31 protein-coding genes are annotated in these 26,269 nt (G+C 29.2%); 24 read left to right on the top strand and 7 right to left on the bottom strand.

Features of this window, described 5'->3' with window-relative positions; genetic code table 11:
- Positions 1–55: 55 nt before the first annotated feature.
- Both ACTTAR_RS02010 and ACTTAR_RS02005 read left to right on the top strand, forming a co-directional pair.
- The gene (locus tag ACTTAR_RS02010; RefSeq protein ID WP_440697556.1) at positions 56–322 is read left to right on the top strand and encodes a hypothetical protein; all 267 of its coding nucleotides are present in this window, start codon (positions 56–58) and stop codon (positions 320–322) included.
- Entirely contained in the window at positions 322–690 is a 369-nt protein-coding gene (locus ACTTAR_RS02005) for a hypothetical protein (RefSeq protein ID WP_440697555.1), read from the top strand. The genes ACTTAR_RS02010 and ACTTAR_RS02005 overlap by 1 nt, the downstream gene beginning before the upstream one ends.
- A 25-nt stretch (positions 691–715) precedes the next feature.
- Here ACTTAR_RS02005 and ACTTAR_RS02000 read toward each other — a convergent pair whose 3' ends face one another.
- A complete protein-coding gene (locus ACTTAR_RS02000) occupies positions 716–1,840 on the bottom strand; it encodes a cysteine desulfurase family protein (RefSeq protein WP_440697554.1) in 1,125 nt (374 codons plus the stop codon).
- A gap of 147 nt (positions 1,841–1,987) precedes the next feature.
- Between ACTTAR_RS02000 and ACTTAR_RS01995 the strand changes: the two genes are divergently transcribed.
- From ACTTAR_RS01995 to ACTTAR_RS01935, 13 genes are all read left to right on the top strand, one after another.
- Complete coding sequence (locus ACTTAR_RS01995) at positions 1,988–2,905, top strand: DUF4007 family protein (protein ID WP_440697553.1); 918 nt, start codon at positions 1,988–1,990, stop codon at positions 2,903–2,905.
- Positions 2,902–6,270: a hypothetical protein gene (locus tag ACTTAR_RS01990; protein WP_440697551.1), complete on the top strand. Its 3,369-nt coding sequence runs from the start codon at positions 2,902–2,904 to the stop codon at positions 6,268–6,270. Before ACTTAR_RS01995 ends, ACTTAR_RS01990 begins: the two co-directional genes overlap by 4 nt.
- A complete protein-coding gene (locus ACTTAR_RS01985) occupies positions 6,267–7,118 on the top strand; it encodes a phosphoadenosine phosphosulfate reductase family protein (RefSeq protein ID WP_440697550.1) in 852 nt (283 codons plus the stop codon). The genes ACTTAR_RS01990 and ACTTAR_RS01985 overlap by 4 nt, the downstream gene beginning before the upstream one ends.
- A gap of 155 nt (positions 7,119–7,273) precedes the next feature.
- Positions 7,274–7,633, top strand: coding sequence for a GIY-YIG nuclease family protein (locus ACTTAR_RS01980; protein WP_440697549.1), 360 nt, complete (start codon positions 7,274–7,276; stop codon positions 7,631–7,633).
- A gap of 21 nt (positions 7,634–7,654) precedes the next feature.
- Entirely contained in the window at positions 7,655–9,013 is a 1,359-nt protein-coding gene (locus ACTTAR_RS01975) for a DNA sulfur modification protein DndB (RefSeq protein WP_440697548.1), read from the top strand.
- Between the two features lie 272 nt (positions 9,014–9,285).
- Positions 9,286–9,564, top strand: coding sequence for a hypothetical protein (locus ACTTAR_RS01970; RefSeq protein WP_440697547.1), 279 nt, complete (start codon positions 9,286–9,288; stop codon positions 9,562–9,564).
- The gene (locus ACTTAR_RS01965; protein ID WP_440697546.1) at positions 9,557–10,012 is read left to right on the top strand and encodes a hypothetical protein; all 456 of its coding nucleotides are present in this window, start codon (positions 9,557–9,559) and stop codon (positions 10,010–10,012) included. The genes ACTTAR_RS01970 and ACTTAR_RS01965 overlap by 8 nt, the downstream gene beginning before the upstream one ends.
- Before the next feature lie 405 nt (positions 10,013–10,417).
- Positions 10,418–10,966, top strand: coding sequence for a hypothetical protein (locus ACTTAR_RS01960; protein WP_440697545.1), 549 nt, complete (start codon positions 10,418–10,420; stop codon positions 10,964–10,966).
- Positions 10,959–11,462: a hypothetical protein gene (locus ACTTAR_RS01955; RefSeq protein WP_440697544.1), complete on the top strand. Its 504-nt coding sequence runs from the start codon at positions 10,959–10,961 to the stop codon at positions 11,460–11,462. Before ACTTAR_RS01960 ends, ACTTAR_RS01955 begins: the two co-directional genes overlap by 8 nt.
- A 47-nt stretch (positions 11,463–11,509) precedes the next feature.
- Complete coding sequence (gene rseP, locus ACTTAR_RS01950; RefSeq protein ID WP_440697543.1) at positions 11,510–12,622, top strand: RIP metalloprotease RseP; 1,113 nt, start codon at positions 11,510–11,512, stop codon at positions 12,620–12,622.
- 156 nt (positions 12,623–12,778) lie between these two features.
- Complete coding sequence (locus ACTTAR_RS01945; protein ID WP_440680437.1) at positions 12,779–13,054, top strand: HU family DNA-binding protein; 276 nt, start codon at positions 12,779–12,781, stop codon at positions 13,052–13,054.
- Positions 13,055–13,198: 144 nt separating this feature from the next.
- Positions 13,199–14,500 (top strand): ammonium transporter, encoded by a 1,302-nt coding sequence (locus ACTTAR_RS01940; protein ID WP_440697542.1) that lies wholly within the window; start codon positions 13,199–13,201, stop codon positions 14,498–14,500.
- Between the two features lie 224 nt (positions 14,501–14,724).
- Complete coding sequence (locus ACTTAR_RS01935; protein WP_440680435.1) at positions 14,725–16,017, top strand: ammonium transporter; 1,293 nt, start codon at positions 14,725–14,727, stop codon at positions 16,015–16,017.
- A gap of 56 nt (positions 16,018–16,073) precedes the next feature.
- On the opposite strand, the gene bcp is transcribed toward ACTTAR_RS01935, so the two are convergent.
- The gene (gene bcp, locus ACTTAR_RS01930; protein ID WP_440680434.1) at positions 16,074–16,541 is read right to left on the bottom strand and encodes a thioredoxin-dependent thiol peroxidase; all 468 of its coding nucleotides are present in this window, start codon (positions 16,539–16,541) and stop codon (positions 16,074–16,076) included.
- A gap of 79 nt (positions 16,542–16,620) precedes the next feature.
- On the opposite strand from bcp, the gene ACTTAR_RS01925 reads away from it, so the two are divergent.
- On the top strand, positions 16,621–16,965 hold the full coding sequence (locus tag ACTTAR_RS01925; RefSeq protein WP_440697541.1) for a rhodanese-like domain-containing protein: 345 nt from the start codon (positions 16,621–16,623) through the stop codon (positions 16,963–16,965).
- Here the strand turns inward: ACTTAR_RS01925 and ACTTAR_RS01920 are convergent.
- Entirely contained in the window at positions 16,962–17,540 is a 579-nt protein-coding gene (locus ACTTAR_RS01920) for a 2-hydroxychromene-2-carboxylate isomerase (RefSeq protein WP_440697540.1), read from the bottom strand. The genes ACTTAR_RS01925 and ACTTAR_RS01920 overlap by 4 nt on opposite strands.
- Entirely contained in the window at positions 17,533–18,006 is a 474-nt protein-coding gene (locus ACTTAR_RS01915) for an ABA4-like family protein (protein ID WP_440697539.1), read from the bottom strand. The genes ACTTAR_RS01920 and ACTTAR_RS01915 overlap by 8 nt, the downstream gene beginning before the upstream one ends.
- Positions 18,007–18,030: 24 nt before the next feature.
- Between ACTTAR_RS01915 and ACTTAR_RS01910 the strand changes: the two genes are divergently transcribed.
- A complete protein-coding gene (locus ACTTAR_RS01910; protein WP_440697538.1) occupies positions 18,031–18,594 on the top strand; it encodes a regulatory protein RecX in 564 nt (187 codons plus the stop codon).
- Here the strand turns inward: ACTTAR_RS01910 and ACTTAR_RS01905 are convergent.
- From ACTTAR_RS01905 to ACTTAR_RS01895, 3 genes are read right to left on the bottom strand one after another with little or no spacing between them, the layout of a single operon-like run.
- Positions 18,586–18,729, bottom strand: a complete 144-nt coding sequence (locus tag ACTTAR_RS01905) for a hypothetical protein (RefSeq protein ID WP_179850440.1) — start codon at positions 18,727–18,729, stop codon at positions 18,586–18,588. The two genes, ACTTAR_RS01910 and ACTTAR_RS01905, sit on opposite strands and share 9 nt — an antisense overlap.
- On the bottom strand, positions 18,729–19,490 hold the full coding sequence (locus ACTTAR_RS01900; RefSeq protein ID WP_440697537.1) for a 3'(2'),5'-bisphosphate nucleotidase CysQ family protein: 762 nt from the start codon (positions 19,488–19,490) through the stop codon (positions 18,729–18,731). Before ACTTAR_RS01900 ends, ACTTAR_RS01905 begins: the two co-directional genes overlap by 1 nt.
- Before the next feature lie 2 nt (positions 19,491–19,492).
- Complete coding sequence (locus ACTTAR_RS01895) at positions 19,493–19,663, bottom strand: DUF3553 domain-containing protein (RefSeq protein ID WP_440680428.1); 171 nt, start codon at positions 19,661–19,663, stop codon at positions 19,493–19,495.
- 41 nt (positions 19,664–19,704) lie between these two features.
- On the opposite strand from ACTTAR_RS01895, the gene mnmA reads away from it, so the two are divergent.
- The 7 genes from mnmA (at position 19,705) to ACTTAR_RS01860 (ending at position 26,209) form a co-directional block, all read left to right on the top strand.
- Positions 19,705–20,823: a tRNA 2-thiouridine(34) synthase MnmA gene (gene mnmA, locus ACTTAR_RS01890; protein WP_440697536.1), complete on the top strand. Its 1,119-nt coding sequence runs from the start codon at positions 19,705–19,707 to the stop codon at positions 20,821–20,823.
- A gap of 163 nt (positions 20,824–20,986) precedes the next feature.
- Positions 20,987–22,162: a trans-sulfuration enzyme family protein gene (locus tag ACTTAR_RS01885; RefSeq protein ID WP_440697535.1), complete on the top strand. Its 1,176-nt coding sequence runs from the start codon at positions 20,987–20,989 to the stop codon at positions 22,160–22,162.
- A gap of 3 nt (positions 22,163–22,165) precedes the next feature.
- Positions 22,166–23,386, top strand: coding sequence for an MFS transporter (locus tag ACTTAR_RS01880; RefSeq protein ID WP_440697534.1), 1,221 nt, complete (start codon positions 22,166–22,168; stop codon positions 23,384–23,386).
- Positions 23,387–23,390: 4 nt separating this feature from the next.
- Positions 23,391–24,548, top strand: coding sequence for a chorismate-binding protein (locus ACTTAR_RS01875; RefSeq protein ID WP_440697533.1), 1,158 nt, complete (start codon positions 23,391–23,393; stop codon positions 24,546–24,548).
- Complete coding sequence (locus ACTTAR_RS01870) at positions 24,545–25,105, top strand: aminodeoxychorismate/anthranilate synthase component II (RefSeq protein WP_440697532.1); 561 nt, start codon at positions 24,545–24,547, stop codon at positions 25,103–25,105. Before ACTTAR_RS01875 ends, ACTTAR_RS01870 begins: the two co-directional genes overlap by 4 nt.
- On the top strand, positions 25,065–25,808 hold the full coding sequence (locus ACTTAR_RS01865) for an aminotransferase class IV (protein ID WP_440680422.1): 744 nt from the start codon (positions 25,065–25,067) through the stop codon (positions 25,806–25,808). Before ACTTAR_RS01870 ends, ACTTAR_RS01865 begins: the two co-directional genes overlap by 41 nt.
- Positions 25,809–25,810: 2 nt before the next feature.
- The gene (locus tag ACTTAR_RS01860) at positions 25,811–26,209 is read left to right on the top strand and encodes an HIT family protein (RefSeq protein ID WP_440680421.1); all 399 of its coding nucleotides are present in this window, start codon (positions 25,811–25,813) and stop codon (positions 26,207–26,209) included.
- Positions 26,210–26,269 lie beyond the last annotated feature (60 nt).

Below are 26,269 nucleotides of genomic sequence, written 5' to 3'. Positions count from 1 at the left end.
TTTTTTTTGAAATTAAATAACAAAAAAAAGTCTTAATCCTTTATAATATAACCATATGTTTGATAAAATTACCAAATCAACTTTAGAAGCAACAAGTTCGACTAAAGACTTTACGGTAAAAAAATGGAAAAGATTTATTAGAAAAAGAGCTCTTAAAAGAGTTCAAAAATTAATGGACTATGCTCAAAAAAAACCTGAGGACTACACAAAAGAAGAAATGAGAAGTTTAATAGAAAAAGAGGAAAAGGAAGTTATTTCAACTTTGACTGCAACGATAGGAATAGGTGCAGTTTTGACAATGTTGGGAATACCTAAATTATAATGTTCAAATGGTTAGGAAAACAATTTTTTTATGGAAGACTTTATCTTTGGGGAAAAGAAAGATTGAGCGGTCTTCTTTTAACAATCATTTTGTTAATTTTAGTGTTTTATATTCATAGCGAATATTTAAATTATATTGAATTTAAAACGCAAAATGATGCCAATTACATTGGTTTGTCTTTTATTGTTAAGAATACTTTAATTCTCTCAATAGTATTTGGTTATATTTATTTTTATAGAAAAATTAATCAGACAAAAGTTTCAATTAAAGAAACTAAAGAAAATATAATTAAAGAAAACAATACTGATGATAAAGAAAGAGTAAAATCACTTAATCAGTTTTTAGAAGACGACGAGATTGATAGATAAAATATCTCTTTCTTAATAAAAGCTATTAATTATTTAAAGATTTTATTAATTCTTTAATTTCTTCTTTTGTTGTATTTCTTCCAGCACTTATTCTAAATGATCCATCAATTCTATCGTCGTCTAGTTTCATAGCAGATAAAACATGAGATCTTTCTATTGTGCCAGATGTACAAGCTGAACCGCTTGATAAAGCAATATGTGGCATAAAATTAAATAATTGTTCAGCAACTTTTCCTTTGATTGCTATATTTAAATTATTTGGAATTCTTTGTTCAGTATTTCCATTAATTACATAATCGAGGTTAGAATTATTTAATTCTGAAACTAATATAGATTTTATTTCTTCAAAGTGCTTAGTATATTTTTCTCTATTGTCTGTTAAATCTTTACAAGCTTCTCCTAAACCAACACACAAAGCAGGGGACAATGTCCCACTTCTTAAATTCATTTCTTGACCACCTCCGCTCATAAGAGGTCTTAAAGTGTTTTTGATATTATTTGATATATACAAAGCACCAATACCTTTTGGACCGTAAATTTTATGTGCTGATAATGAACAAGCATCAATATTCATTTCAACAACATCAATTTTTTGCGTTCCTATTGATTGAGCAATATCACTATGAAAAATAGAATTATATTTTTTACAAAGTTCACCTATCTCTTTAATTGGTTGTAAAACACCTATTTCATTATTTGCATGCATAATTGAAACTAATGCTTGCTTTTGTTTTAATAGGTTTTCTAAATCTGAAAGTTTAATGATACCATCTTCATTGACATCAAGATAAGTAACTTTAAATCCATCTTGCTCTAGTTCATGACAACTTTCTAAAACACATTTATGTTCCGTCTTAACTGTTATTATCTGACAATCTTTTTCAAAAAAGTTTTTAGCGATACTTTTAATAGCTAAATTATTACTTTCAGTTGCACCTGATGTAAAAATTACTTCACTTGTTTCAGCGTTGATTAAATTTGCAATATTAGTTCTTGCTTCATCGACAGCAGTGTTTGCAGATCTACCGAACTCGTGATTGTTTGAATGAGGGTTACCGAAATTCTCTGAGAAATAAGGGATCATTTTATCTAAAATTCTTTTATCAACCGGTGTTGTTGCTTGATAATCTAGATAGATTTTATTGCTCATTTAGCTTCTGATTCTGTTTTACCTTTGTTCTACTTGCCTACTATACGTTAAAAGCCCTGTTAATAAACACGTTTTTGACGTTAAACTCTTAGTTATTAAGTATATATTACAAATTGGTAGATCTATCAACGAATCCACCAATTTTATATGCTTAGAGGACCTTTAGGAAATAACAAATATAAACCGAAATTTTCAGGACACGATACGTTTCCTTTCAGATATGCGTGGCTTACTAAACTTGTGCATTATTTAGAAGATGGCAATGTCAAAAAAATAAAAGAGTTTGAACAAAATAAATTAAATACCATCGCTGACTTCGGTGTCGGTTTAAATATGGTTAAATCAATACGACATTGGAGTATTGCAACAAAGATTTGTAATAAAGATTTTAAGTTAACTGATTTTGGGAAAATGATATTTTCAAAAACAAAATCATTTGACCCTTATTTAGAAAAATCTGAAACTTTATGGCTTTTGCATTGGATGCTGGCAAGTGATCCTTTGCTTACTACTTGGTATTATATTTTTAATTACCATCCATCAATAATTATAAACAAAGAAAAATTAGCAAATGAATTAGTATCTATTGGAAAGTTTTCTAAATGGAAAGGGATAAGTGCTAATACTTTAAAAAGAGATGTAGATTGTTTTGCAAGAACTTACACTTTTTCAAATAAAAAAGGAGAGTTTACGGAAGATAGTATTGAATGTCCTTTAGCTGAATTAGGATTGATTGTTCCAACTTATACAAAAGGAGAATATGAAATACAAAGAGGTCCTAAACTTACATTAAGCGATAAAATTTTTGAATATGCGCTTAATGACTATTGGTCTAAACAAACAAATCAAATCATTACTTTTGAAAAGCTGATGTATGATTATGGATCTCCAGGAAAAGTTTTCCAACTAGATGAAAAATCCATGGAACAGTATCTAGAAAAATTAGAAACAGATGGCAAAAACTTTGTATTTAGTAGAGGTGCTGGAGGGCTAAGACAAATTACAAAAGTAAAAGAAATTTCAGAAAATCAATTGCTAAAGAATTGTTATAAGAAGGTTGCATGACAGATTTATTTTCATCAGTAAATATTAATACTAGTTTTCAAAGATCGGCTAGAATTGATAATAAAATATCTAAAGAATTTTTAGATAATTTTGTTTTTCATGATACGAGTAAGAAAGTTTTAAATCAAATTTCAAGTTCTCTATTAAATTCAAATCAATCAGGTTTTACTCTAACCGGCCCTTATGGAACTGGAAAATCTTCATTAGCGTTATTTTTAAAAGCACTTATTGCAAAAGATGCATCTATTAAAAAACAAGCTGAACAAATTGCAAATTTTAACAATAAACATTTATTTGCAAGAGTATTTTTAAATAAAAAGAAATGGTTCACACTAAATGTAATAGGATCAAAAAAAGACCCAATTGAAAGTATTGCAGAACAAATAGATGAAACAATTAAAGAGCAGTGGATTACAAGAGGTATTCCAGCACCATTAAAAACTAAAACTAAGAAGACTGTTGCTGGTGTTATCAAAAGCCTAAATAATTTAATCAAAGAGTTAAATAAGAAAGATCATGGATTAATCCTGATTGTTGATGAAATGGGTAAATTTTTAGATTACGCATCAAGCGTTGGCTCTGATCTTAATTTGTTTCAGGAAATCGCTGAAAATTTCTCTAATTCAAGACTAAATAAAGAGGGAGAGCCTATTTTTATTGGTATTTTGCACCAACCTTTTGAGGAATATGCATCAAGTTTAGGTAGATCAATACAAGAAGATTGGCAAAAAATTCAAGGTAGATTTGAAGATATTCCATTTTCAATCAATACTGAGGAAACAGCTCATCTTATTGCAAAAGCAATTAAGCAAAAAAAACAAGACAACAATTTTATTAAGTTATCTAATGACATCATTAAGTCGATTAGTGGTAAGGCAAATAAATCATATGGCGAGGTACTTGGTAAATGCAATCCAATCCATCCATTAGCAACATTATTGCTCAATCCAATTTCTCGACAACGGTTTGGACAAAACGAAAGAAGTATTTTTAGCTTTTTAAATTCAGGAGAACCAAATGGATTTTTGTATTTTTTACAGCACCAAGAAAATAAAAAAGAAATTTATACTTTAGATAAATTATTTGATTACTTACAAGTTAACTTAGAACCCAGTATTTTAGTTTCAAACATAGGTCAAGCGTGGTCAGAGGCAGCAGACTCAATTAGAAGAGCAGAGTCGCTAGATGACAAAGATGTAATTAAAGTTACGAAGTGTATTTCTATGATTGATTTATTTGGAAAAAATATTTCATTATTTCCTTCAAAAGAAATTTTAAGCTATGCACTAGATCTTTCTCAAAATAAATTAAATAAAATTCTAAAAGATTTAGAAAATAAAAAAATAATTGTCTTTAGAAAATTTAAAGATGCTTATGCGTTATTCTCAGGATCTGACATTGATCTTGATGAAGTTACTGAATTAAATAAATCAAAGATTAAAGATGATTATGAGATTATTTTATCTCAACTTCCTCAGTTACAACCAATTGTAGCTAAGAAACATTTTCATGAAACAGGAACACAAAGAATATTTCAAAGATTTTGTTTAGTTTTAACAAATGTCAAAAAAACAGTAGAAGAAATTGTAAGATTAGATTTATCGGCAGCAAGTGCTGGAGCATTTATATTTTTATGCAGAACAAAAGCAGATAGTGAAAAAGATTTTGAAGAAAAATTAGTTGAGTTATCACAAGTTAAATTTCCTAAACCTGTTATCATTGGATCTTCAAAAAACTTCAGTGAATTTTTTAATTATGCCTTAGAAATTGCAGCATTAAAAAGAGTTCGATCAACAGTAACAGCAATAGAAGGAGATTCAATTGCTAAGAAAGAACTAAAAGGAAGGTTAAACGCTTATCAAAATTTATTATTTAATTCACTTTATCTAAACTTTGAAAGTGCATCTTGGACTTTTAACAAAGAGAAATTAAAAGAAAATAATTTATCTTCTATAGCATCTAGTGTTTGTGACAGAGTATTTCATTCAACACCCGTTATACATAACGAACTTGTTGTAAGAGAGAAGTTAAGCAGTATGGCTATGAGTGGTGCTTCAAATCTAGTTACTCTACTTTTTAATAAAGCTCATTTGAAAAATTTAGGTATGGAGGGACATCCACCCGAGTTTGGTATTTATCTATCAATTATTAAATCAAACAATCTTCATATTAAAAATGGTGATGAATATGAGATCACTATGGAAAAAACAAAAAATGCAAATTTAAAGAAAATGTATGAAGATTTCCTAAGTATGATTAAGAAATCAAAAGAAGCTATAAATGTTTCTGATATTTATGATCACTTTGTTAAACAACCATATGGGATAAAAGCTGGTATTTTACCTGTATTATTAGCTGTTTTCTTTAAATCTAGTGAAGCATCTTGTGCATTTTATAATAAAGATGAGCAGGGAAGAGAAAGTTTGATTACGGAATTTGACCAGAGAATATCTGAAAGGCTTTACCATTTACCTGAAACATTAAAATTAATGTTTGTTAAAATTGAAGGTGAAAAGCAAGTTATTCTAAATGAATTCAAATCTTATGTAGAGAAGAGTTTTTTAAATAATAAGCAAATTGAAAATCCATCTCCACTAAATGTTTTAAAACCAATTGTAGTTAAAGCATATAAGCTCCCAAATTATGCAAGAAAGACCAGAAACTTTAAAGATAAGAGGGTATTAGTTTTAAGAGACGAATTGTTATCAACTCAAAACCCTTATGAACTTCTTTATAAAAAAATTCCAGAAATTTGTGGAACAGAAGACCCTAAAAAACTAATTAAAGAATTTGATAAAGTTTATTCTCAATTAAATAAAGTTTATGAAAACTTAATAAAAGACTTTAAATCTAAAATCATAAAAGTATTTCAATCTGATCCTAATATTTCAGATATTGATTTTGAAACAATTAAATCTTGGGCAAAGAAAATAAATAAGAATGACCCTTTTTCTGCAAAGATAAACGAACTTGATGATGATAAGTGGCTAGAGCAAGTTATTTCTTATGCGGCAAGCAAACCCGCAAACGAATGGACAGATACAGATTATAATGAAGCAGGACTTGCAATTGAAGAAATGGTTAGACATTTTATAATGTCATACAGATTATATACTCTGAGAGAAGATCACAGTGATACAAAAATTATTGATATAGCAATCTTTGATGGAAAAAGTCCAGAACGTTCTTCAAAATTTTATGAGTTTAAAAATGATAAAAGTCAATCAGTTGAAAAAGTTTCACAAGATGTTTTAAAATTAATTGAAGATCAAAATTTATCAGAAACAGAAAAGGGTGAAGTAGTATTAAAAGTTCTAAGAAAAATAATGAAATTTTCTAACTCTAAGGATGAAAAATTAGCATGAGTAAAACAAAACATATCCTTGGATTAAGTGGAGGAAAAGATAGTGCTGCTTTAGCAGTACACATGAACAACAAGTATCCTGATCTTGATATAGAATATTTTTTTACTGATACGGGTTATGAGTTAGAGGAAACTTATGATTTTTTGAATAAATTAAAAACAAGATTAGATAAACCTATTCACTATATTAATCCAAGAAACTCTTTTGATTATTATTTAAAAAAATATAATAATTTTCTTCCATCACAGACTGCACGTTGGTGTACGATTGAAATGAAATTAAAATCAATGGAGACTTGGTTAAAACCAGCCCTTGATGAAGGACAAGAAATTATAACTTATGTTGGAATAAGATATGATGAAAGGGGACGTGTTGGATACAAACCAACAAATGATTTAATTAAAGCTAAGTTTCCTTTTATCGAAGACTGTATTGATAAAGAGGGTGTTATAGAAATTTTAGAATCTTCTGGTTTAGGTTTACCTGATTATTATAAATGGAGATCTAGATCTGGATGCACTTTTTGTTTTTTTCAAAAAAGATCGGAGTGGATTGGTCTTAAAGAGAACCACCCTAAAGCTTGGGAGCATGCTAAAAGTCTTGAAAAACAAGCGACAGAAAACGCTTCTGCTTTCACATGGATCAAAGATATGCCTCTTACAGAGCTAGAAAAACCTGAAATGATAGCAAAAGTAAAAGAGCAGCATAAAAAACAAATGGAGAAATTAAAGAAAAATAAGCAAAAAATTCAGCAAAATAACCCTTTTTTAAAGGGTGAGGACCTTAATATTGAAGAAAATCTAGCTTTAGACGACGTCTCCAGTAGCTGCTTAATTTGCCATAAATAGACAATAACCCTTAAAATCCATAAAAATAAGCAATTTTTAGAAAATATTAAATTATTTTTAAAAAAAGAAATTTATTTTTCAAAAATGACTTGACGTTTTTCAAAAACAAAATATATATCTCAGAAATGAAATTAAAGGAGAATATAAATAAAATCATGAAAAATAACAATGAAGTTAATATTGAACTTACAAACTCAAAATATCCAAAATTTAATTCATCTGTGTCTGTGAATGATATGTGTGAACAACTTATATCTTTAAGCCCAGGTGTATATTTTTTTCATGACATACGAGGAATTCACTACATTGGTGAAACATCAAATTTAAAATCAAGATTTTTATCTCATGTAAAAAAAGAGAAAAATAAAAAACTCAAAAAAGAGCTAAGCAATGCCTTTGGAGAAATGAAATTTAGTTGGGTCAAAACTAAATCAAAGATGGATGCATTAATTTATCAAAAAAAATGGATCAGATTATTTAAACCAAAATGTAACGAAATTTTTTATAACAATTAACAATTAAATAGGAGAACAAGTATGAGCACAACAGCAGCAATAAGAGGAAAAATGGGAGAGTATGAATATTATCAAACTACAATGAAATCTAAAGATGTTATTAGCAAAACATCTGCGGCTATAGATTATTTTTCACCTGATGATTGGGAAGAAATGGGTGAGATTTCTAGAGTTCAAAGAGAACCCGATTTTAAAAGAATTATGGATGAAATAGCACCATATTTAATCAGATCAAAAAAAAGATTTTTTAATTCCATAGTTGTTTTACTTGATGAAGGTTCTTGTGAATTTCAATCATTAGATAATTTTCCAATCAACAATGAAGGTAAAACAACCACAGTATCTAAGCTAATGTTAAAAGCTTACCAAGATAAAGCTGAAAAACTTGGGTTTTTAGAAATTAATGACAGCAAGAGTATGCTTATATTAGACGGACAGCATAGAATGCTTAGTCTAAAAACTGTTTTAAATGAACAAAACAAGCTAAGAGAGTCCTTTAAAAAGTCAGATGAAGATTTTGACTCATACAAAAATCACGGTGTTCCTGATGATGATATTTCAGTAATATTTTTAAAAGTTCCAAATCTTCAAGAAATGAGAAAAATTTTTGAAGACTTAAATACTTATGCAAAAAGGCAGTCTAAGGATGTAGAGATATTTGGTTCAGAAAGTAATCCTTGGTACGTTTTATGCCAAAAATATTGCATGAATAAAAAATTAAGAAAAGATTTTTTAAAAACTTTTGTTCAAAAAAAAGGTACTTCTCTAGGACCAAGAAATTATAAAATGACTACAGCAGCTCATTTAGTTTCAATTATTAAATTTTTGACTTCTAAAATGAAATTTAAAAAACAAATGCAACTTGATGAAGCAAAAGTTGCAGAAAAAATGAGTATAGCTGAAAGTCTATGTAATAAAGAAATAAATGAGTTTTTTGAAAATATTAATATTTTTAAAAAGGTTTTAAATGAAGCTGATGCAACGAATATACCCGACTATAGAGATCCATCTAGTAAGGATGCTTTATTATTAAAACCAATGCCTCAAGTGGCTTTATTTAAAGCTATCTACTTCTTAAAAAATAATTCAGATATGGAATTATCAGCTATTTATAGAAATGCTAATAAAATTGATTTTTCTTACGAGGAAAAAGGCAATCAATGGAAAAACATTGTTATAGATGCTGATAACAACATTCAAACAAGTGGAAAAGCTGAAGACAGGCTAACTAGAATGCTAGTTTATTTTATTGCAGGTAAGCCTAAATGTGAAAAGCTTGAGAATGGTGAAGAATGGTTAGAAACTCTTCTAAATGATTATAAAGAAGTCTTTGAAAATGGAGATGATATTAGGGAATTACCTGCTCCAGTTACAAGGTAAATTTGTGAAAAAAAATAACACTTATTTTTTATGATCCTAAAATTTAAATACACCCTGAGAATTTACGAAAGTATTTTCTTAGGGTCTAAGAGTTTTCTAAAAAGAATTATAAGTCAGGACAAGGGGAAGTCGTCAAGGGTGGTTGAGCTCTTGAACCAAGTTAGTATGTTGCCCCTTTATTCCTTATCTTTTTGTCAGCATGCTAACATTCAACAAAAATTATCCCCAGCAGCTTATCCTTTCTATGCTGGGGATAAAAAATAAATTTAGTTATGTTTAAAGATAATTTTTATTATATTTTAAAAGATCGACTTGAATATGCTCAGGATTATTTGATTGATACTTCTGCATATATTCAAAGTGTAAAATTCCAAGACAAAGTTGAAAGAGAATTTTTTAAAGACAAAAAAATATTATACCTCTTAATGGGGATAATAAATTTGCCTTCAGATATTGTTAGATACTACCAATATTTCAAAAGCTTGATGAATTACAAGAGAGCTGAAAAAGAAATCACACTATTAAAAGAGGAGTTAAAAAAATATGATTAATCAATTAAGAAGAGATGTTCGAGCCAAGCATTATAAGCCATTGCTTTTATTAATTACGCTTGATTTTCTAGATGAACAAAAATCTTTTGCTCCTATTATTCCCGCAAAAAAAATTGTAGATGAATTTGAAATTATAATGAGAAAAATTGGTTATAAGAAAGAACATAATAAAGGTTGGATGCCTTTTTGGCATTTATCTGGTGATAATATATGGAATTTATATTCAATTAATCATCAAATAGTTAAAAAAACTGCTTTTAAATTACTAAAGCCAAAAACTAAAAAGCAATTATTAAGTAAAGTGAATTATGCTTTGATTAATTTAGATAAAATTAATTACTTTAGTTCTACAAACAAAAGAGCAGCAACAAGAAAACAAATTTTTAATCTTTTAAAAAAAGATCAAGACTTAATAGGTAATAAAATTTTAGAATATTATAATGTTTAGTTTAATTTGGCAGTTTTTAAGTGGTTTGATTTTATTTGTCATTTTAGGCTTTGGATTATTTTATATAGCAAAATTATTTTTTGGTTTTTAACCAATGAATAACAGATGCCCAAATGGCGAAATAGTTAGACGCGACAAGTAAAGCTTGTTTCACTACGGTGAGTATCAGTGCAAATCTGATTTTGGGTACCATTTAGATGGCTATATCTTGCTGAGGAGGATAGCCCCTCCTCAGTAAATAGAGCAGGGGGTTGATCACACATATTTGTCTATGATATAATTTATCATCTTTGTAAAAAAGATCGTCTTGGGCGCTTCCCATGCACTCTTAATTAAAGCCACCAGTTGGTGAGTATGTGTCAGCAGGTTCACAACTGTAAATCTTTAAACATAAAAGGAGTTCGCATGGCGACCAACAAACAAATAAGTGCTAATAGAAAAAACTCAAAGAAATCAACTGGACCAAAAACTGCAAATGGTAAATTAAAGTCTAGCTTAAATTCCATTAAACATGGTCTTTATGCTGAAAAAATTGCAGTGATAGGTGAAAATATTGATGAAGTTAATGAGTTTATTGAAAGATTAGTAAATGAACTTAAACCTGCTGGGGTTCATCAAGAATTTATTGTTTCAAAAATGATTGATATTGCAATTAGATCTAAACGTATTGCAATGTTTGAAGCTGGAATTGTAAATCATGAAATGCAGGAGTATGAAGCTTCAAAATATAAAGATGATGTAGCTGAATTTGTTGCAGGTGGAGATCATAAAACCATGATGCTGTCATCTAACACAATTGTTAGGAAATCAGGGCTTTCATTTGCAAGAGATTGTACTGAAGGAAGCGCAATATTAAAATTAAATACTATCGAAGACAAGCTGCTCTCAAAGTACTTAAAATTATATGAAATCTTAAAAAAACTTCAGAATAAAAAGGAGAAAAATTATGCCTAAGTTAAATGGTGCGCGATCAAAAAGATCTAGTTCAAGAAAAAGACAATTTGGTGAAACGAAGCCAAATTTTCGTTTAGAGATAAAAAAAGAATGGGAGGATTTTTTAAAAACTGAAGGCCCAAGAATTAAAGAAAAGGATCCAGAATTTTATTATCATCTAGTTGGACGTAAATTACCAAAAAAATACCAAAATGGATTTGGTGAAACGAAGCCAATATCACCAACACCACCTGAAGTTATTCCAGTAAAGGTAAAAGAAAAAACTGCTGAAGAAATTCCTGAAGAAAAAGAATTAGAAAAAGCAAAATTTGATAAGTTTCATAAAAAACAGCAAATGGATTTCAGAGAAAAACAACGAAAAGAATACAACAGAGTTACTTTTGAAAGACAACAAAAATTAGTTCACTGGTGTGATGCTCATAGACAAGATAACTGGAGAAACATTCATTCAGAAGAATACAAAAGAAAAACAGAGAAAAAATATGAATACTATTGATTTTAAGAAGGTTGTGATTGCTGTGATATTAGCTAAAATAGAGTTGTATGCTTAGTTATATAGTTCCATTTTTAGTCCTAATTTTAGTTGTGGTGTTTATCCATGAATATGGACACTATTATTTTGCTAGAAAATATGGAGTAGGCGTTACTGATTTTTCTATTGGGTTTGGTAAAGAATTATTTGGTTGGAATGACAAACATGGAACCAGATGGAAAGTATGCGCAATCCCTTTAGGTGGATACGTTAAATTTTTTGGAGATCGCAATGTTTATTCACAAGCAGATCATGAAGAAATTTTAGAAAAATATAATGAAGAAGAGAGAGATAAATTATTTATTTTAAAACCTTTGTATCAAAGAGTTTTAATTGTATTTGGTGGTCCTTTAGCTAACTTTTTATTAGCTTTAGCAATCTTCTTTTGCATTTATACTTTTGTTGGAAAAGATTTTACTCCTGCGGTTATTAGCGAAGTCCAAAAAGATAGCCCTGCAATGGTTGGAGGCTTAAAAAACCAAGATATTATTTTAGAAATTGATGGCAATGAAGTTAAAAGCATCATGGAAGTCTCAAAATATATCACAATGTCCACAAGTGACTTGATAGATTTTAAAGTTAAGCGTTCATACGAAGAATTAATTTTAAAAGTAAAACCTAATATTGTTGAAGGTGAAGATGGTTTGGGAAATAAAATTAATAAAAGAATGGTTGGTATAAAATTAAGTGCCTACAATGATAAAATTAATCATGTAAAATTAGGACCAGCACAAGCATTGTATCATGCAGCAAACGAAGTTTATTTCGTGAGTGTTTCATCATTAAAATACATTGGTGGAATGATCATGGGAAAAGCAGACACCTCCCAACTTGGGGGCCCTATAAGGATTGCAAAGATATCAGGGCAAGTTGCAACCTTCGGCGTGTTAGCTTTTATTAGTATGATGGCCTATATTTCAATAAGTTTAGGTTTAATTAACCTGTTTCCAATACCAATGTTAGATGGTGGACACTTAATGTTTTATGCATTTGAAAAGGTTTTAGGCAGGCCTTTATCTCAAAAAACACAAGAAGGTTTTTTTCGAATCGGTTTGTTTTTGTTGCTATCATTGATGTTTTTTACCACTTTTAATGACCTAAAAGACCTTGGTTTATTTAGATAATTCAAATTTCTAAATTGTTAAAAAGATCAATAAAATCAACGTTTATTTTAATTTTAACTAGATATTGTATGTCCTAAAAAAAAAGACACTAAAAAAAAGCTTGATTTATCAACGTTTATGACAAGTATGAATATTAACCAACAAACCGGAGCTAAAATGAACAAAAAACAACTAGTAGCAAAGCTTTCTGGCTCTTTAAATCAGAGCAAAGCGGATGCTGAGCGGACTTTTGATACCATTACTAACACTATTTTAGATAGTCTTAAGAATGACGAGCCAGTGAAAATCGCTGGTTTTGGTACTTATAAAGTTGCTAAGCGAAAAGCTAGAGTTGGAAGAAACCCAAGAACTGGTGAGCAGATTCAAATCGCTGCTTCTCAGAAAGTAAAATTCTTACCAGCAAAAGCTTTAAAAGAAGTATTTAATAAATAATATTTTTTAACAGCCCTAAACAATCGTAAAAACTTGTTTAGGGCTTTTACTATATGCAAAAACTGCATACCAAATTTTCCTAATCAGCGTTAGTTTTTAATTTTTTTAAATTTATAACCCACCACTTTAACAAGTGGAGGTCTTATGACTAAAATAATAAAGAGAATATCTGCACCATTACTAAGTTTAGTATTTTTACTAAGCATGAGTAGTGCGGGTATGGCAGAGACAACTGTTTCTGCTGAAGTGGGGTTTATATTTAACACTCTACTATTTTTAATTTGCGGTTTTCTTGTCATGTTCATGGCAGCAGGTTTTGCAATGTTAGAATCTGGAATGGTAACCTCAAGAAGTGTTTCAGTAATTTGTGCAAAGAATATTGGTTTGTATGCAATTGCTGGAATTATGTTTTGGCTAGTTGGTTACAACTTAGCTTATGGTATTCCAGAAGGCGGATACATTGGATCATTTACACCTTGGTCAGATGCAAGTGCAATAGACACTGGTTATTCAGATGGTTCAGACTGGTTCTTCCAAATGGTATTCTGTGCAACAACAGTTTCAATTTGTTCAGGTGCTATGGCTGAAAGAATTAAGTTATGGCCGTTCTTCTTATTTGCAGCTATCTTAGCTGGAATTATTTATCCAATCGTAATGGGTTGGCAGTGGGGTGGAGGCTGGTTAGCAGAAATCGGCTTCTCTGATTTCGCTGGTTCAACTTTAGTACACTCAACTGGTGGTGCAGCTGCTTTAGCAGGTATCATTTTGTTAGGTGCTAGAAGTGGAAGATTTGACAGTAAAGGTCAACCAAAAGCGTTACAACCTTTTGCTGCATCTTCTATTCCATTAGTAACAATAGGTGTATTTATCCTATGGTTAGGTTGGTTTGGATTTAACGGTGGTTCACAATTAGCATTAGGTACTTTTGATGATGCAGTTGCGATCTCATCAATCTTTATCAATACAAATCTTGCAGCTTGTGGTGGAGTAATGGCCGCAGGTATCTTAACAAGATTAATGTACGGTAAAACAGATGTTATTCAAATGTTAAACGGAGCAATTGGTGGTCTAGTAGCAATTACTGCAGAACCATTAGCACCATCTCCATTTGCAGCAATTTTAATTGGAGCTGTTGGTGGATTAATCGTAGTGTTTGGAACTAAGTTGTTATTCAACTTCAAACTTGACGACGTTGTAGGTGCAATCCCAGCTCACTTATTTGCTGGAATTTGGGGAACACTTGCAGTGCCATTAACAAACGCTGATGCATCGTTCAGTGCACAATTAATTGGTGTACTTTCAATTAACATTTTTGTGTTTGCTGTGTCTTACATCGTATGGTCAATAATGAAAGGTACGTTTGGAATCAGATTAAGTAAAGAAGCTGAAACTAAAGGTACAGACGTTACTGAAACAGGTGTAATTGCTTACGCAATACGTGACTAATTGCATGCAATATAGAGGCTCTTCGATCTCCATGTCGTTATCTCATTGAAGAGCCTCTAAACAAAGAATTAACTAAATATCTCTCTCTAGTTAGTTATAACCAAAGGCCCCATTTCTGGGGCCTTTTTTTTACACATATGCTTATTTCTCATAACTCTTTTGACCTATCAGCAGTACTTAAAAACTAAATTTTTATTAAAAAGCTTCCAAAACAAGGAGAGATAATGATCAATAATTTAAAAAAAATATCATTAAGCTTAGTAGTAATTTTAAGCTTTACTAATTTTGCTTCAGCAGAAACAACTATGTCAGCTGAGGGACAATATATTTTCAATTCACTAGGATTTTATCTTGGCGGTGTTTTAGTTGCATTCATGGCAGCAGGTTTCTGTATGCTTGAAAGTGGATTAGTGACAACTAAAAGTGTATCAACAATTGCAGCAAAAAATATTGGTAAGTTTGCAATTTGCTCATTAATATTCTTTTTCTGTGGCTATAATTTAGCTTATGGAATTCCAGAAGGTGGGTTTATAGGTTCATTCTCAATGTGGAGTGATGCCTCAGAACTTTCAACAGGTTATTCAGATTATTCAGATTGGTTCTTTCAAACAATGTTTGTATGTGCAACTGCTTCAATTGTTTCTGGTGCAGTAGCTGAAAGAATTAAAATTTGGCCATTCTTTATTTTTGCAGCAATCATGGCTGGAATAATTTATCCAATTTCAATGGGTTGGCAGTGGGGTGGAGGTTGGTTAGCAACTTCAGGTTTCTCTGATTTTGCTGGTTCAACTTTAGTTCACGCTTGTGGTGGAGCTGCTGCTTTAGCAGGTGTTATATTATTAGGTGCTAGAGAAGGAAGATTTTCAAAATCTGGTGAAACAAAATCATTGGTTCCTTTCGCAGCGTCTTCAATACCATTAGTAACACTTGGAACTTTCTTATTATGGTTTGGCTGGTTTGGATTTAATGGATTTAGTCAACTTGCAATGGGAACTTTTGATGATGTGAATGCAATTAGTAAAATTGCAGTTAACACTCACTTGGCAGGAGCCGCTGGGACTGTAATGGCTGCAGTAGTTACAAGATTACTTGGTGGTAAAACTGATATTGTAATGATGCTTAATGGAGCATTAGCAGGATTAGTTGCTATTACAGCAGAGCCTTTAACTCCAAGTCCTTTATTAGCAATTTTAATTGGAGCTCTTGGATCATTAATTATGTATTTTGGTACTAAATTTTTAGAAAGTAAAAAAATTGATGATGTTGTAGGTGCAATTCCAGTTCATTTATTTGCTGGTATATTTGGAACTTTAGTTGTTCCAATGAGTAATCCAGATACAAATTTTGGAACACAGTTAACAGGTGTGATCGCAGTATGTTTATTTAGTTTCATACTTTCATACATCGTCTTTAGAGTTCTAAAGGCGACTATTGGTCTTAGAATTAGTGCTCAAGCTGAAAAACTTGGAACTGATGTTGCTGAGGTTGGTGTAAAAGCTTACGCGATCAGGGACTAAAATATCTCTCTATATATAACAATAAAAGGCTCCTTAGAAATAAGGAGCTTTTTTTTTTATTTTGAAATATCTTTTAATGTTTCTAGGACTTCTTTGGCGTGATCTTTTACTTTAACGTTTTCCCAGATTTTTAGAATTTTACCTTTTTTATCAATTAAAAAAGTTGTTCTGTTTATTCCCATAAATTCACGTCCCATAAATTTTTTCTTACCCCAGACTTTGTATTTTTTAAGTACTTTGATCTCTTCATCTGCAAGTAAATCAAATTTAATTTTATATTTATCTCTAAATTTATCGTGACTTTTTAGGCTATCTTTTGATATTCCATATACTTCACAGTCTAACTTTTTAAATTTAGCTAACAATTTATTGAAGTCATTAGTTTCAATTGTGCATCCAGGTGTATCATCTTTTGGATAAAAGTATAAAACTACATATTTTCCAATTGAATCTTTTAAAGAATATTTATCCTTTGAGGTCGATGGAATTACAAAACTTGGTGCTTTAGAATTTATTTTTAACATAGTTCTAGCTATATAATCCTTTTTTGATATTTTAAAATAAAATAATTAAAATAAAATCAACTTATACTGCTAATTTTTTATGACTGAAATTAAAACTATAAATGCTGATGAAGCATATCAAATGGTTCAAGAAAACAAATGTAATCTAATTGATATAAGAGAATTGAATGAATTAGAACTTGCTGGAAGGGTAGAGAACGCTAACCATATTCCAATGGGAAACTTAGACATTCTTCTTGATCCAGAAAGCGATGTTTTTAAGAGTGGTCAGTTAGACAAGGATAAAGAAATGGTTTTGTTTTGTGCTGGAGGAGTAAGATCTGAAATGTCAGTAAAATCTTTAATAGCAAAAGGATATAAAAATATTTCCCACATTGAGGGTGGTTTTGGATCTATAAGTAATAGTAGTTTTAAAATAGTTTAAATATTTTTAACTTCATCTAAGGCATATTCTAATCGGTCTTGCCCCCAAAAAATTTTATTATTTACTATAAAAGTTGGAGCTCCGAATATCTCTTTTTCAAAAGCTTCCTGAGTTAATTGTTTTAAATTATCTTTGATATTTTGATTATTTATTGAATTAAAAAATTGATCTTCATTAATTTCTAATTTTTTTAAAAGAGATTTGATATTATCTTTAACAGACAAATCTACATCATCTTTCCAATAAGCATCAAAAAAAAAATTTAAATAATCTTTTTTTTTGTCTTCCTCGACGCAAAGATAACCTCTCATAATACTTAGAGAATTAATAGGAAACTTAGAATTCCATTTAAAAATAATATTATTTTTTTTTGCAACAAGCTCACAATCATTTTGCATGTTTTTCATTTTATATTTGTTAAAAGCAGGAGCAGTAATACCTGCTAAATTATGAAGTCCACCAAGCAATATGGGTTTTAGCTCAAAATTAATATTATTTATCTTTAGAATTTTTTTGTAAGCAATGTAGGCATATGGACTAATTATATCGAAATAAAAATCTATATGATTACTCATATAGGTTTAATCTTTTGGCGTAAAAAATTCTAATAATCCAATAAACAAACAATCCAATAGGTCCAATTAAATAAGTGATTATTAGAGGCACAGCCATCAATACTTTATTTATAAAGTATTTTTGAGAGTCCTTAACAATCCAACCACCAACAAATAAATTTATAGCCACAAAGTGAGTCCAGAAAAGAGTTAGGTATAAATTGTCTTCAAATAATCGCGATAGCTCAACTAAACCAAGATATAAACTAAAATTAGCATCAAAGTCGTAACCAATTGTGAAAGATCTGTATAAAATATAAATATAAACACCACTCAACAAGAAAAAAGGAAATATTGAAGTTACCAAATATCTACACAAATGAGATTGCGGAAATATTATTAACATGAACCAAAAGGGTATAACTCCTAAATTGATCCACATGTAAAGTACATCAATTGTAAAATAGTTATAAATTTGTTCGATCATATTTATATTATATAAAATCTAACCATGATTCCTATAAGAAATAAAAGAAAAACTCTTCAAGTTACCGTGGATGAAATGCGAAATTTTGCCTTTGCTTATGTTGAAAAGTACGCACCCTCAAAACAACAACTCAAAACATATTTATTGAAAAAATATATGAAGCTTTCAGTATCAGATACTAGGAAAAAAGATGTTAACAAGTTAATTGATATTGTTTTGTCTGATTTAGAAAAAAATAAATTCATTAACGATCAATTTTATTCTGAAAGTAAAGCAAGGAGTATGATCCAAAGAGGGAACTCAATAAATAAAATTAGAAATTATTTATTAGGCAAAGGAATTGATGATAGTTTTATCAAAGATACAGTTGACAAAATAAAGGATGATAATTCTGACCAAGATTTTTTTTCGGCAATAAAATTATGTAAGAAAAAAAGAATAGGACCAGCACGAACTGAAGATAATAGAACATTGTTTTATAAAAAAGATATATCGTTACTTGCAAGGAATGGATTTGATTTTGAAACATCAAAAAAAGTGATGGATATTGATAAAAACGAATATGAAAAAATAATTAAATTACTTTAATTTTCTTTTTTTCTCTTCATCAACAAGGTGGTTTATTTTATTTCTAATATAATTTTTAACAAAAACAAAAACTAGTAATCCAAAAATTGAAACAGATACTATTATTATTAAAATAATTCTTAATTGTTCGTCCATTAAATTATATTTTTACTTTTTAAAATTAAACTTGGATTTTTTAAATCTTTCTTACCATATAAAATTTCATTGCCATTAAAGTCTTTAACTGATCCTCCCGCATTTTCTAAAATTGCATGTCCTGCTGCAATATCCCACTCATAAGCTCGAGGCTCAGCAACATAACCATCAAATTCACATGCAGCGACAACACAAAATTTCAAAGAACTTTTCATACGAGTATGTTCCTTTACACCAAGTTCATCATAAATTTTTTGAATCTCAGGTTTAATTTTATTGCTGTAAGAAATGAAATTAAGTGGCTCTGTTCTTTTAGATGGTAACTCAGAAAGATTTAAGGTTTTTTCATTAGTAAACTCAAAAGATTTGCCTTTCCCATATGAATAAAACATTCTTTTTTTAGCTGGAGCATTTATTAAACCTGCTACAGGTTTATTATTAATTATTAAGCCAGCATTAATAGTAAATTCCTCTAAATTGTTTATATAATCATAAGTTCCATCTATTGGATCTACTAACCAGAAATTTTTTAATGAGTTACCTTTATTTTCAGATGTTTCTTCTGAAATAATTGGAATATCAGGTGTTACTTTTGATAATTGGTTAGATATAAATTTATTTACTTCGATGTCGCCATTACTAACTGGTGTATTGTCTGATTTAATTTCTTTGCTTAATCCTTCTTTTCTTAATCGAAGAGCCAAATCTCCTGCAGATAAGAAACTATTAATTAAATCTTCGACAATTTTTTGTAAATCCATTTTTATTTACCAATTTTTTTTAATTCGATATTTTTTGCATTAATTACTTTTTTACCTGCATTTTCAAAGTTTACAGTAACTTTATCATTTATAATTGATTGTACTTGTCCAATACCCCAGTCTTTATTCATAGGATTTGTGACTTTGTCACCTGGCTCATAATCTAAAATCATTTAATTTAACTTATATTGCAAATAAGTATAAATACCACCTTATGAATAAAGAATTAAACTCTATCGGAATTAACAAAAAACCTGAAGATACTACAGTAGTAGTTGCCATGTCTGGTGGAGTAGATTCCTCTACTGTAGCTGGGATAATGAAAAACGAAGGTTACAAAGTGATCGGTATCACACTTAAACTTTATGATGATGGAAAAGAAGTTGCTAAATCTAAGCAGTGTTGTTCAGGTCAAGATATAATGGATGCTAAACGTGTTGCTCACAAATTAGGCATTGAACATAAGATTTTATACTATCAAGATAAGTTTAAACAAGGTGTGATAGATAATTTTGTTGATAGTTATTTAAAAGGTGAAACACCAATACCATGTGTTCAATGCAATCAAACAGTAAAGTTTAAAGATTTATTTGAAGTATCAAAAGATATGAAAGCGGATGCATTAGTTACTGGTCATTATGTAAAAAACATAACTGAAAATAACACCAACAATATGTATAGAGCAATTGATGAAAATAGAGATCAAAGTTATTTTTTATTTAACACAACAAGAGAGCAATTAGATTATTTAAGATTTCCTTTAGGCGGAATGTTAAAAGACAAAACAAGAGAGATTGCTAAAGAATTAGATTTAAATGTTGCTGACAAACCTGATAGTCAAGATATTTGTTTTGTTCCCAATGGTGATTACGCATCTGTAATAAGAAAATTTAGACCAGACTCTTTTCAAAAAGGAAATATTAAAAATTTAGATGGAAAAGTAATAGGTGTTCACGATGGTATAATAAATTTTACAATTGGACAGAGAAAAGGAATAAAAGTTTCAGATAAAGAGCCTTTGTATGTTTTAAAAATAAATTCAGATAATAATGAAATTATTGTTGGACCTAAAGAGTACCTAGGTAAAAAGGATATACATCTGAAAGATTTAAATTTATTAACTGATAAAAAAGATCTTGATCAAAATATATTTGTTAAAGTTAGATCAACAGGCAGTCTTCTTGAGGCAAAAGTAGATTTAAATAATGATAATACTGCCCATGTTCATTTAATAGAGCCTGAGGATGGAATATCTCCAGGACAGGCATGCGTATTCTATAGCAAAGACCAATATGGTCATAGAGTTCTTGGCGGTGGTTGGATTAAAGAATAAAAGAACTATTTCTTCTTATTTTTTCTTTTTGCTCTTCTCTTTTTGGAGCCTTGTTTTCTTCGACCCCTATGTTTCTTCGGATAACTCATTTAGTCCTATTTATTAATTTATTGACGTTTTTTACGGGATATAGCATTGTCTTTTAAACATATCAAATTTTATTATGAGCAATTCTTTTAAAACATTTTTAAAACATACTGCTAAAGATTTTCACAATCAGTCTGTAAATCCACCAATTGTGCGTGCATCAACGATTATTTTCAAATCGATGCAAGATATTAGAAAAACCCAAGAGAAAGCTAAAAAAAATCCTACTGGTGGTCATTTTGATTATGGAAGACAAGGAACTTCAACGACTCATATATTGCAACAAATTTTATCTAAGCTTGAAGAAAGTTATTTTACTTTTTTAACACCTACTGGATTTGGAGCAGTGTTCCTTGCAATCTTCAGTGTTACAAGACCTGGTGATGAAATTATTGCAGCTGACCCAGTTTACAGTCCAACAAGACTATTGACTCAAGATTTTTTAAAAGAATTTAATATCAAAACAACTTTTTATGATCCACATGATCTTAAGACATTAGAAAAAGCAATTACCAAAAAAACTAAATTAATTTTTGTAGAAAACCCTGGAAGTAATACTTTTGATTTTCAAGATTTAGGTAAAATTATTTCAATTGCAAAAAAACATAAAATTTTAACAGCAATTGATAATACGTGGGGAACTCCATATTTTTTAAAACCTATTAAACTCGGTTTTGATATGGCAATTGTTTCAGCAACAAAATATTACTCAGGTCACTCAGATGTAATGGGAGGAAGTTTAGCGGTTAATAAAAAAGTATTTCCAAAAGTAAAAGCAACAGAAAGAGTTACAGGTTTAAGATTAGGACCTGATGATGCTTATTTGATCACAAGAGGATTAAGAACTTTAGATGTAAGATTAGATCGACATAGAGAAAATGCGAAAAAAGTAGCAGAGTTTTTATCTAAATTTAAAAACATAAAACTATTGTATCCATACAAAAAAGACTCTTACAATTTTAGAATGTGGAAGAAATATTATTCAGGTGCTTCAGGTTTAATGGGCTTAAGAATAAAAGCTAAAAGTGAAAAGGCAGTTGTAAAATTTGTAAATAATTTAAAATTATTTGGACACGGTTACAGTTGGGGAGGGTTTGAAAGTTTAGCTTTACATCAAAATGTTAGAGAGCAAGGAAATAGAAGTTATCTTAAATTAGCAAAAAATGAGTATATAGTTAGATTGCATATTGGTTTAGAGGATCCTAGCGACCTTATCGCAGATATTAAGCGGGCCCTAAAACACCTAAAGTAATTAATGGCTTCAGAAAAGTTTATTAGAAATAAAACAGCTTTAATTACATTATTAGCAGCATGTTTTGTAGTTTTAGTTTCTTTAGGAGTAAGACAAACCTTTGGATTATTTTTTTCGGACTTTAAAAATGATTTAAATATTTCCCTAACCGAATCTGGCTTATCAATTGGTCTACAAATGTTGATGTGGGGATTAACAGGACCTATTTTTGGAGCAATTGCAGATAAATATGGTGGCCACAAAGCTATAATGTTGGCTTTTATATTTTATATTTTAGGAATTTATTTTTTATACGCTGGTCCAAATACCAATCTCTATTTCCAACTGGATATGGGTATATTAATCGGTATTGGTTTGGGTGGTACTGCAATTAGTATACCAATGTCTGTAGTGGGAAAACATTTCCCACTGTCTAATAGAACAATTGCAATGAGTATAGTCACAGCAGTTGGTTCATTCGGGTACTTTGTTTCACCAATTTTTACAAATCTATCTTTAAATAATAATGGATGGGAAGTCACTCTTCTATGGTTTTTGTTATTTTTGATTATGGGATTAATCATTTCTTTTTTTGTAAGATCACCATCTAGAGACCAAATTTTAGAAAAACCAAATGATCAAAATACTTCGCAGGCATTATATGAAGCCTTTAAAAATAAAAGTTATATTTTGTTAGTGTTAGGTTTTTTTGTGTGTGGATTTCATATCACTTTAGTTGGAACTCATGTTCCAACATATGTTATTGATAGAGGATTAGAAAGTTGGACCGCAGCAGCAATCTTATCTTTAATAGGATTATTTAATATTTTTGGATCATTATTTAGTGGATATCTATCAACTAAAATGAGTAAGAAAATTATTTTGAGTGCAATTTATGCTCTTAGAGGTCTATCAATAATTTTCTTTATATTTCTTCCTCCTAGTACACTTAATGCATTTATATTTGGAGCAAGTTTTGGTTTTTTATGGCTATCAACTGTTCCAGCCACAAGTGGTATCGTTGCACATATTTTTGGAACAAAATTTTTAGGATTATTGTATGGAATAGTATTTTTAAGTCATCAAATAGGATCTTTTTTTGGTGCTTATCTAGGAGGCTTATTTTATGATCTATATGGATCCTATGATTATGCTTGGTATTTAGCAATTATGTTGTCGGTGTTTGCAGCAATTGTTCATTTACCTATAAAAGAAGAGCCAGTATTAAGATTAAGAACAGAATAAAAAATTGAAACAAAATATTTTACAAAAAATTAATAGTTCCAATAAACCTTATATTATTTATAAATCAAAAAAAGGATTTGATCTTTATACTGAATTTACTGAAAAAAAAATTCTATCATCAAAAAATACAGTACAGTTTTTAAATAAATTTAATAAAAAAAAAATTAAATTAAAAAAAACTGATTTATATATTGGTTTTTTTGGCTATGAGCTTCTTAACAATTTAATAGGAGTAAAAATTCCTAAGCAAAATTCTAATAATTTTCCAAAAGGAATTTTTTACAAACCAAGTAAAATAATTAATTTAAACGAGAAGTTAATTGATTTTAATAAAAAAAAAAAGAATTACTCAAAATTTAAAATTAATATTAATTTAAAAACATATAAAAAAATTTTCGAAAATTTTAAAAAAAAGATAAAAAAAGGGGAAACCTATCAAATTAAAATTTGCACAAAATATAAAAACAATTCAATTATAGATCCATTAGAGTTTTTTTGTAGATTGTCTAAATCTAATTTGGCTCCAGAGGCATTTTTAATAAAAGATAAAAATTATTCTATAATTAGCTGTTCGCCTGAAACATTAATTTTAAAGAAGGGTAATATTATTGAAACTAAACCAATAGCTGGAACTTTAAAAAAAAATAAAACTTTGAATAAAAAAAAGGCATTAAATTTTTTTAGAAAAAACATTAAAGAAACAAAAGAGCATAATATGATAGTAGATATGGAGAGAAGTGATTTATCAAAAATATGTTTACCCGGATCAGTTAATATAGCCAAACAAAAAACTGTTGAGGAATACAAAGATCTTTTTCATTATGTAAGCTTGATTAGAGGTAAAGTTAAAAAAAATACATCCACTTTAGACATTATTAAAGCAATGATGCCTGGAGGTTCAGTTATTGGCTGTCCTAAAATAAGCACTCTAAATCTTTTGAATAATCAAGAAAAAGAAAACAGAAACATTTACACCGGTAGTTTTGGTTTTATAAAATTTAATGGGGATATGAGATTTAATATAATTATTAGGTCAATTTTAAATTATAAAAACACATCTGAAATTTCTGTAGCTTCAGGTGTAGTTGTAGATAGCACTGCAAAACATGAATTTAATGAAAATTATATAAAAGCAAAAGCTTTAATAGATTTGTTCAAATGATATATGTAATTGATCATAAAGATTCCTTTACACATAACATTGTGCACCAATTTTCTTTATTTGATAGAGTTGAGTGTAGTGATTTTAATGAAATTAATAAATCAAAATTAAATAAAGCTTCAACTATAGTACTTTCACCAGGACCAGGTTCACCAAAAGATTATCCCTTAACCACAAAAATATACAAAAAATACAAAGGTAAAAAAAAAATTATTGGAATTTGTTTGGGATTTCAACAAATCCTATTTTCTGAGGGAGGAAAAATAATTGAACAAAATAAAATCTATCATGGCTTTCAATCAGACGTAATAGTAAATGAAAATAGTAAGTTATATAAAAAAGGCCAAGTATTTAAAGTTGGGCGTTATCATTCATTAAAGTTGAAAGAGCCTTTTGAAGCTAAAAATTTTGATATAACTATGAGATGTGCTATCTCAGGTTCTGCAATGTCTATAGAAAATAGAATTGATAAAGTTTATGGATTTCAATTTCACCCAGAATCATTTTTAACAATCAATGGTAACACTCTTATTAAAAAAATCTTATCAGCTAAGTAATCTTAAAGAAGTTTCTTTTAAAGATCTTTGGGGGTCCAGAGGTGTATTTACAACAATGCGAATGGTTGGAAAACCTTCTAAGTTAATTTTACTGAAACCACATATTGAAAACTTAATTAAATCTACAAAAAAATATGGCATAAGAAAAAAAAATTTAAAAAGCACTATCAAAGATTTAATTAAAATAAATACTTTATACAAAGGTCCTGACAATTTATTTAGAATTGCACTCAATAAAAAACTTATTTCTATATCAATAAGAAAAAGACCAAAACTTAAAAAAAACTTTAGTCTTTTATTATTTAGATATCAAAGAATTGAGCCAAATTATAAAAATCTTTATTATAAAAAAATATTAGCAAAACTTAGTAAGGTTGACTCTTCTAAATTTGATGTTGCTTTAGTTGCAAACAATAAAATATTAGAAACTGGTACTTCAAATTTAGTCTTTGTTAAAAATGGAAAAATATTTTCTCCAAAAAAAAATTGTTATTTTGGAAATACACTTAAGTTTATAAGTAAAAAAGTTAAAATTAGTTTTAAAGATATATCAATTAAAGAAATTAACGATTATGAGGAGATAATTCTCATTGGATCAGGTAAGGGAGTTACATCGGTGTCAAAAATAGATGAATTAAAATGGAAAAGTAGAAATAATATTTCATTTATTAAACTAAGCAAAATATATAATACTTTAATTTAAACATGAGAGATCCAAACAACCCTTGTTTATTTTGTGACTCAAAAAAAAGTGGTATTGCTCACGAAAATGATCTTGCTTATGCAAGTTACGACTCTTACCCTGTTTCAGATCATCACTGTTTAATAATTCCGAAGCGACATATTAAAGATTATTTTGACATGACTAATGATGAGTTGATTGCGTGCAATGATCTTATGCAAATAATTAAAAATGAGATTTTAGAAAAAGATAATACTGTAAAAGGGTTTAACATTGGAACAAATGCAGGAAAAATTGCAGGTCAATCTATACTGCATTGTCATATACATTTGATACCAAGAAGAGAAGGTGACGTTGATAACCCACAGGGTGGGGTAAGATCAGTAATTCCTAATAAGCAACATTACAAACGTAAACCGTAAGTTGTTATTAATGACAATATTGACCAATAGTTTTGGTTGAACTCTTCATTTAACTAGATT

This window comes from Candidatus Pelagibacter sp. HIMB1709 (genome assembly GCF_052047635.1).
Classification (GTDB): domain Bacteria; phylum Pseudomonadota; class Alphaproteobacteria; order Pelagibacterales; family Pelagibacteraceae; genus Pelagibacter.
Note: the sequence above shows the minus strand (reverse complement) of the source record. Positions and strands in the feature narration are given on the sequence as shown.